This is a genomic window from Kitasatospora sp. NPDC057198 (assembly GCF_042670125.1).
Lineage (GTDB): Bacteria > Actinomycetota > Actinomycetes > Streptomycetales > Streptomycetaceae > Kitasatospora.
In genome coordinates this window covers 1-1,098 of the sequence record NZ_JBHUWH010000891.1, presented here as the reverse complement: position 1 = coordinate 1,098, position 1,098 = coordinate 1, and the positions used below count along the sequence as shown (strand labels likewise).

The 1,098-nt window shown below is 78.2% G+C and carries 1 protein-coding gene; it reads left to right on the top strand.

Annotated elements, in window-relative coordinates; genetic code table 11:
- Window positions 1-205: 205 nt before the first annotated feature.
- Entirely contained in the window at window positions 206-1,096 is an 891-nt protein-coding gene (locus ACFUEL_RS39890; RefSeq protein WP_380243150.1) for a PucR family transcriptional regulator, read from the top strand.
- The last annotated feature ends 2 nt before the right edge of the window (window positions 1,097-1,098 follow it).

Sequence of the window (1,098 nt, the reverse complement as noted above, 5' to 3'; positions counted from 1 at the left end):
GCACGCCGACCCGCCGCCTCCCGCAGACGTCGTGGAGCGTGGGCTCGGAGACGTGTAGTAGACTCCGCCGCGCCGCCGCCCCCCGCACCGCGTCCGCCTCGCCACCGGCCCCTACTCGCTGCTGCCCGCCGCCGCCGAGCCGCCCGGAGCGGCCGGAGCGGCCGGAGGGGAGGCCGACACCCCGCTCGCCGACTGGATCCTCGCCGTGGCCGGCGACGTCACCGAGTGGACCCCCAAGCGCCAGCAGCTCGCCGAGAACCTGGCCCGGCTGGTCGCCGCCGAACGCACCCGCCGCGACGAGGGCCGCCGGCTGCGCCGCCGGATCGCCGACGAGGTCCTCACCCTGCTCCAGCGCGACGCCGACCCCGCCGAGACCAGCCGCGCCCTCCAGGCGTCCACCACCATGGCCGCCCGCTACGAGGGCTCCACCGAGACCTCCGGCCCCGGCCCGCAGTGGCTGGTGCTCTCCGCCGACGCCACCGGACTGCCCGACGGCGCGCTGCGCCCGATCCTCGAGGAGGCGCTGGCCGCCGCCACCGACCGCGCCCTGGTCGCCGCCCTCGGCCCCACCGGCGCCGTCGCCGTGCTGCCCGCCCTGGACGCCCCCGTCCCCGCCGACGCCGTCCGCGCCCTGCTCGCCCCGCTGGAGGCCGGCCTCGGCTCCGAGGGCCGGATCACCGTCGGCGTCTGCGCCCCCGCCGCCGAGGCCGGCGGCCTGCGCGGCGCCCTGGAGGAGGCCCGGCACGCCCGCCGGATCGCCGCCGCCCGGGTCGGCCGGGTCTGCGTCGCCGGCCCCGAGGAACTCGCCTCCCACGTCCTGCTGCTGGCCGCCGTCCCCGACGAGGTCCGCCGCGCCTTCCGCAGCCGCCTGCTGGACAAGGTCATCGCCTACGACCTCGAGCACCAGGCCGACCTGGTCCGCACCCTGGAGGCGTTCCTCCGCTCCGACGGCTCCTGGACGCGCTGCGCCGCCCAGCTGCACGTCCACGTCAACACGCTGCGCTACCGGATCGGCCGGATCGAGGAGCTCACCGGCCGCGACCTCTCCCGGCTGGAGGACCGGGTCGACTTCTACCTCGCCCTGGAGCTCTCCTGAGA